At 62.5% G+C, this 7577-nt stretch carries 4 protein-coding genes and 1 pseudogene; all 5 read left to right on the top strand.

Annotated features, from left to right (window positions below):
• A partial coding sequence (locus tag VMJ11_RS31140) for a tyrosine-type recombinase/integrase (RefSeq protein ID WP_325624767.1) occupies positions 1-221 on the top strand: 221 nt, incomplete at its 5' end.
• A gap of 8 nt (positions 222-229) precedes the next feature.
• Entirely contained in the window at positions 230-1435 is a 1206-nt protein-coding gene (locus VMJ11_RS31135) for an IS91 family transposase (protein WP_325624765.1), read from the top strand.
• 924 nt (positions 1436-2359) lie between these two features.
• A pseudogene (locus VMJ11_RS31130) lies at positions 2360-4579 on the top strand (Tn3 family transposase); the annotation flags it as partial.
• Positions 4580-4776: 197 nt separating this feature from the next.
• Entirely contained in the window at positions 4777-5955 is a 1179-nt protein-coding gene (locus tag VMJ11_RS31125) for a tyrosine-type recombinase/integrase (protein WP_325624764.1), read from the top strand.
• 200 nt (positions 5956-6155) lie between these two features.
• On the top strand, positions 6156-7577 hold a 1422-nt coding region (locus VMJ11_RS31120; RefSeq protein WP_325624763.1), incomplete at its 3' end, for a tyrosine-type recombinase/integrase.

Here is a 7577-nt window from a genome sequence, read left to right as displayed (position 1 = left end):
TCACGCCACATTCCCTGCGGCACGCGTTCGCCACGCACCTGCTGGAAACGGGGGCTGACATCCGAAGGATCCAGCTGCTCATGGGCCACAGGTCCCTTTCGACCACCTCGCGCTACTTGCGCATCGCGACCAGCACCGTGTACGCCACCACCAGTCCCTTCGACCTGCTGCCCCATCCTGAACCCATCCCATCTCCGCCCGCTGCGCCCGAGTACTTCTGAAGCCCGCGATGCGCCCGGCGCTCGAGGTGGCGGACATCCTTCGCCGCTGCGGACCGCAGTACCGGCAGACTCATGCCGACGGACTCAGTCGTGTCCAGCGGCGTGTGATGAGCGCCATCGAGCTGTGTCGTACCGCCGCGCTCGGCGGACATGTCGAGCAGTGCGATGCGTGTGGCCATCAGCGCATCGCCTACGACTCGTGTCGCAACAGGCATTGCCCCAAGTGCCAGTCGCTCGCGCGTGCGCAGTGGCTCGAACACCGGCACGCCGAGCTCCTCCCACAGGTAGAGTACTTCCATGTCGTCTTCACACTGCCCGAACCCGTCGCGGCGCTCGCGTACCAGAACAAACGCGTGCTTTACGACATACTGTTTCGCGCCAGCGCCGAAACGCTGCGCACGATCGCCGCCGATCCGAAGCACCTGGGCGCCGAGATCGGCTTCATCACGATCCTGCACACGTGGGGGCAGAATCTGCTGCACCATCCGCACGTGCATTGTGTCGTGCCCGGTGGTGGCATCTCCCCGGACGGCGAACGCTGGATCGCCTGCCGCCCCGGCTTCTTCCTGCCCGTGCGCGTCCTCTCACGACTCTTTCGCCGACTGTTTCTCGAGCAGCTGCGCCGCGCGTTCGACGCCGGCATGCTTCGCCTGCACGGCCAGTTCGAACCCCTGCGGGATCCCCAGGCGTTCGCCGCGTGGCTTGCGCCCGCTGCCCGGTCGGAGTGGGTCGTCTATGCGAAGCCACCCTTTGGCGGCGCTGAACACGTGCTCGACTATCTGGGCCGTTATACCCATCGTGTCGGCATTTCCAATAACCGACTGCTGAGCTTCGACGGACACGCCGTGCAGTTCCGCTGGAAGGATTACCGGCACGACGCCCGGCACAGCACCATGACGCTCACGGCCGACGAGTTCATCCGCCGCTTCCTGCTGCATGTGCTGCCCGACGGCTTCAAGCGCATCCGCAGCTACGGCTGGCTCGCCAACTGCCACCGGACGCAGCGGCTGGCCACCTGCCGGCAACTGCTCGGGGTCGAGCCGCCCGCCGCCGGATCACCCGTCATCGGACAAGACTACCGCGACCGTTACCAGCGGCTCACCGGCAAATCACTGCGGGACTGCCCCGTGTGCGGCAAGGGCCACATGCTCCGCATTGAAGGTATGCCCGGCAGCCTCCCACGAGCCCCGCCAGGTCCCGACCATGCGCTTTAGTTGCCACTGCACCCGTTTCCGGACACGTTTGCCTTTCCCGACGAGGCAAACGCGACCGGACTCGTGTCTTCGATCCGCGAGCGCGCCAGAATATCCCAAAACAGCGGGTTATGGGCCTGCTGACGCTCCCTTTCCTGCATCTCTTGCCAGCGAGGGATCCCCCGAACGCTGCAAATCCGGTTGGGGTCGCCCGTGCCGGACACCAGAAATAACCGCGGTGGTCATTTAACGCCCATAGCGGTCACCGCCTGCGGAGCGGCTTAGCACAAATGGTTTTTTAGTTACCGCTCGCGGACTGATCCTGACCGGCTCCGTTATGCCGCCGCGGCCGCGATCGCTAACCAAAAAAGCCTCTGCCTCAACTGAAGTTGGCATTTGGTAGCAATGTCCCAATCCGGCCAATAGTTGCCGTTCACGAAACACACAAACCCATCATTCCAACGGCCGGTCCAGTCCGGAACCTGACGGACGAGCTACGCGCACAATTCGGCCATTGCTGCCATTGGGACCGGGTGGCCTCTGCGTCAGCAATGTGGCTGATTGCTGACGCAGGTGGTATTGAGCAGCCGAACGACAGCTTTCTCGATCAGCGAACTCACCCTCCCGACCCGTTGCGGGCATTCGAACGGAATGCCCGCCCGTCGGCAATGGTTGCGACACCGGACGTTCGCGGTAATGATCTATCCAGTTTTTGTCGCATCGGTGACGCCGACTGGGGTCCCCGTGATTTTGATGCCGTTTACCGGGTTAGCGGGCTCCAGACCTGACAAGGCTTTGCGGTCTAGCCCTTTATAAAGTCTCCGTAAAATCAAGAGCTTGCTGTTTGCCTTCCCCGGTGGCCCGCAGTGCCTCGCCCCCAATTGTCAAGGCGATATTGTTGGCATAGCCTGAGCGGTTCCTCTTGCGGCTGCGGAGCGGACGGCGATGGAACACTGGCGGCAGGCCTATCTCGGGATGCGGTCCATCCCGCACACGCTCAACGAGTTCGAGCTCGCCACGTTCTTCACGTTTTCCGCGAGGGAATGCGCGTTGATCAATGCGCGTCGCCGACACGTCTACCGCTTCGCGCTGGCGCTTCACATCGGTTTCGTGCGCATGACCGGTCGCACGCTCGATGCTTGCCGGTACGTGCCACGCAATCTCTGGCAGCACCTGGGGCAACAGCTCGGCATCGAACCGCCCGATCTCGGGACGATGACGTCGCTGTACGACGGCCATACCGACACGCTGGTCGAACATCAGGCCTGCGCATACCAGGCGCTCGGCTTCGGCTCCATGACCGAACACCAACGCCGCTACGTGATGCGCTGGCTCAAAGCCGCGCTCTCGGGCCGGCAGGATCGTAATGGTCTGCTGCACGAACTCAAACGCTGGCTCTACGAACACCGGATCCTGTTGCCGCGCGATCGCACCTTGCGGGAACTGATCGTGCAGGCCATCCGGGACGTCGAAGCCACGCTCACGGGCGAGCTTACGCAGGCCTTTGGCGAAGCCACACTGGATCGTTGGGGCAAGCTGCTGCCGAAGCCCCATGGCGAGGCATCGAGCCTGCAGCAATGGCTGTGGTCGGTGCCGCTGCGCAATTCGACGCGACAGATGAGCGAACTCTTGCGCAAGCTCGACTGTCTGGTCGAGCTCGGCGTACAGGTGCAGTGGCCCGACACATGCAACGAAGCTATCGTCCGGCATTATGCGCGGCGCTGCGCGGACCGCAAACCCTCGGTGAGCCACCGCATCCAGCCGGCCATACGGCGGCTCGAGGCCGCCTGCTTCATGCGCTACGCGTTGTGCTCGGCAACCGACCAGCTCCTGTCGATGCTCGGCGACTGGGTCCGCAAGGCGATCAGGACAGCCAATGATCGGGTGGCCGCCTCGCGCCCGGATCTGAAGGCGCAGCTGCGCGAATTTGCCACGGCCGTCAAGGCGCTCGCAGGCAACAAGGATCTGACACGCGATGCGCTTGCCAGGCAATTGTGCGAACTGGCGGACGCAGTCCTCAAACAGGATGCACCCAGTCGGACCAGCCTGATGCGGGCACAGCTCGTCTCGAAGCGGCGCGTCGCGCGTGCACTGCTTGCAAAGCTGCTGGACCTGCCTTTCCAGGCCCAGACCGCCCATCCGGTCATGGATGCGCTCGCCTTGCTGCGCGAGCGCTACTCGAACAAGGCGGTCGATCTGCCGACGGACACGCAGATCCCGCTTGGACGGGCCTGGCAGCGGATGATCGCCAGCGAGAACCGCACCGACGCGCTGATCGCCTTCGAATGGGCGACGCTCTTTGCCTTGCGGGTGGCCCTGCGCAATGGATCGGTCTATGTCGAGCACAGCTTCTCGTTTCGCAGCCTCGGCATGCTGTTGATCCCCGCTGACGACTGGCAACGTCAGCGCAACCATTTCTACGGGCAGCTGGGGTTGCCGCAGGATCCGAGGGTGTTTCTCGAACCCGTCATGAGGCACCTTGACGAAGGCCTCGAGCGTCTGAGCGAAGCGGTCGAACGCGGCGAAGTCCACGTCGACGACGCGGTTCATCTCGATGCCCTGAGGGCCGAGCCGGGACAGAAGGCGGTCGAGGACCTGCGCCGAGCCTTGTTCGCGTCACGCCCGGACGGGCAGCTGCCCGAGATCATCCTGCAGGTGGACAGCGAGGTGCGCTTCAGCTGGATCCTGCTGGGGCGCGAGCCGCGCTCGCGCAGTGAACTGCTGATGCTCTACGCCGCCATCCTCGCGCATGGCACCTCGATGTCCGCCGCCGACATCGCGCGCATGGTACCCGAGCTGTCGGCCGAGGCGATCCGCCAGATGATGCGCCGCATTGCCGATGAACGGCTGCTGCGTCAGGCAGCCGACGCCGTGCTGCAGTTTATGCACAGCCATCCGGTCACCCAGTACTGGGGGCGAGCGGATCTCGCATCATCAGACATGATGTCGCTCGAGACTGCCCGAACGGTCTGGCAGGCCCGCGCCGACCCACGCCGGCGCACGCGCTCGATCGGCATGTACACGCACGTGCACGACCGCTGGGGCGTCTTCTACGATCAGCCCATCCTGCTAAACCAGCGGCAGGCAGGGGCCGCGATCGAGGGCGTGATTCGCCAGGACAGCATTGACGACGTCGCGCAAATTGCGGTGGATACTCACGGCTTTGTTGTTACATGGACACCGTCATCGTTCTGCCATCGACACAGGGCATATAGGGAGCAACAGACCGATCTCCAGGCCGGCTGGCCAGCGCAGGGCGTAGCCCGAAGCGGGCCAGCCGGCCTGGAGATGTCCGAGACGCGTGCGGCACATCAGCGGCACCGGCATGAGGTGTCGCTCCCGTCGCTGGAAAGGAGGCCGACATGGAGATTCGCAAGACATTTCTGCCGGGCGGACAGAGATGTGTCGAGTTGCTGGATGACGCTGGCGAATCTGTGCCCGTCTTCAACCTCTACCTGCGGCATCTGGCAGCTCGGAACTGTTCGCCGAACACACTGGTTGCCTATGCTCACGATCTGCAGCACCTGTGGCGCTTTCTCTCGCAACACCATCTGGAGTGGCGGGAGTTCAGGGTGTGGCATACCGTCGAATTTCTCGGCTATCTGAGATCGCTCAGGATCCCATTGTCACCGCGCCGACGATCGATTGCAGAGGCGCGGTCGATTGATGGCAAGCCAATGACACAGCTGGCCGCGACCACCGTCAACCGGATACTTGCCGCCGTCTCATCATTCTATGATTTCGCCATCCTCTCGGCCCAGCTGGACAGCGCCAACCCGCTCGAGAAGACGCTCGATCATCAGCAGCAGCGAGTGAGCGGCAGACATCGACCTTTCATGGACGGAGCGAGTCGTCAGAGGCCATTGCGCAGGCGCGTTTCCGTCAAGACCGTGGACCGGTTGCCGCGTCCGATGTCGGATGAACAGATCGATGCGCTTTTTGCGGAACTGCATAGCCAGCGTGACCAGGCCATCCTGCGATTGATGCTGGATGGCGGGTTGCGGCCAGGGGAAGCACTGGGCCTGCATCTGGAGGACATACGCTACGGCCAGCGTCGCGTCATGATTAGATATCGCAACGACCATCCGAAAGGCGTACGCGCCAAGTCACGCTTCGAGCGTGTGGTTGATCTTCACGAACCCGCCACGCTGGAAATCGTCAACAGGTACGTGATGACCGAAAGACCGAGCGATGGCGACAGTCCGTTCGTATTCCTCATCGGCGGCGCTGGAACACGACGGCTTGAGCCACCGGGCTATCCTGCGTTGTTCAAGCTCTTTACCCGTGCGTGCGAACGGGCTGGAATTCGGGAGCCCTGGGTGACGCCACACAGCCTGCGTCACACCCACGCCACCCGCATGTGGGAAGCGGGCATGCGCGAGTTGACACTCCAGAAGCGGCTCGGGCATGCATCGCCCGAGTCGACGCGTATCTATACCCGCGTCTCCGATCGGGAGGTTGTAGCCGATTATCGGCGGGCACTGGGTCTTGAGCGGATTGAATCCGTGACTGACGTCCCGGCGTCCAACCTAGCGGTCTAATACCGATGCCACGATCGCGAAACCTCACGGCCAGATCAAGCGACATACCACGTCGCGCATGTTCGTATTGTCCGGAATCGGAATATGCGGCGTTCGCCAACTCGCTGCCTGGTTCTCCCAGTCGGGCCCATCGCAAGCTCAATGACATGCGCCGCTTCGTGCGTCGCTGGCCCGATCTCCGGGGCTGGTTTGCGGAGCCCTTGGCAATCCGCGTCGGCAATATTCCGGCGAGAAAGGAGTACGGCCTTGACGCGGAGCTATCGCACATGGCCAAACCGTTTCTTCTGTTTCTGGCGCTTCACGGATTCGTCCAGTTTGACTATCGATGGCTATTCGCCTGCAGTCCGCTGTTCGTTCCGGAAGCGGCGCGAGAAATGGGACTGGACCTCGGAATCGATGCCCTCCAGGCCGACGCCCGACGACTTGGCTTCGGCACAATCGGCATCGACGCGACGGTGCGCTGGAGCGTGAGCCGGATCATGCTACACACCGGATGCCTTCACGTGTCAGAGCTCGATGGTGAGCACATTCGGGGGCTGCGCGAAGCGGTAGCGGCGTTTCTCGCCAGTGACGATCTGGTGGAGTTCTATCCGAGCGCGTCGAAAAAGTTCGAGATGTTCCGTAAGAGCTGGACGCTGCGCGTAAATCAGCTCGAGCTGCTCTTGTTCCATCGCGGGCAATTGCATGCTGAGCCAAGGAAGTTCATTCGTAGCATCAAGGAACGGCAGCCGGTAATGCCGCGCATGCAGGAAGTCGTGGACCGCTGGCTCGTCGCACGCAGCGCCACGGATCGCCCGCTAAGCCTAAAACGATTCGAGCTTGCGCTGTACCGGTTCATGGTGTGGCTGAACAATGAGCGCCCGGAAATTGAAAGCTTTGCGCGGGTCACACGGGACGATGTGCTGCAATATGTGGTTGCGCTGTCTGAGCAACCGAGCCCGAGAACGGGACAGCCCCTGGGAACACTGGCTAGACGCGGACATATTTCTGCGCTGTCGCAATTCTTCCGTAATACCGCCACGTGGGAATGGGACGATACACCCGCCCGACCGTTGTTAGGTATCGGCGACATCCCGAAGATTCCTTTGCGTGTGCCGAGATTCATTCCATCAGACGAGCTTGCACGTCTGATGGGCGCCGTCGCCAGTCTTGAATGTCTGTATCAACGGACCGCGTTACTGATTGCACGCTGGACTGGTGCCCGAAAGGGAGAGATCCAGCGACTGTCTGTCGATTGCCTCGATAGCTATCCGGACGGAACGGCCCGGCTGCGCCTGCCAGCGGGCAAGACCTACCGCGAACGCATGGTGCCATTGCACGAAGAGGCGGCAAATGCGCTTCGGGACTTGATTGCCCATCGGGATGTGGCAGGCGAGCGGGCCCTGACGGACGAGCTCACAGGCACCCCAACGCGATACGTGTTCATGTCGCACGGCAGACTGCTGTCGTGTTCGTATCTCTTCCAGGTTTCGTTGAAGCAGGCGTGCCAGGCAGCAGGCATCGTCGATGGTAACGGCCGTCGGACCATCAGCCCCCATCGCTTCCGTCATACCGTCGGTACGCAACTGGCTGAGCGTGGAGCAAAGCTGCATACGATCATGAGCATACTGGGACATCGCAGT

The sequence above is a fragment of the Paraburkholderia sp. genome, from assembly GCF_035501035.1.
Lineage (GTDB): Bacteria > Pseudomonadota > Gammaproteobacteria > Burkholderiales > Burkholderiaceae > Paraburkholderia.
Note: the sequence above shows the minus strand (reverse complement) of the source record. Positions and strands in the feature narration are given on the sequence as shown.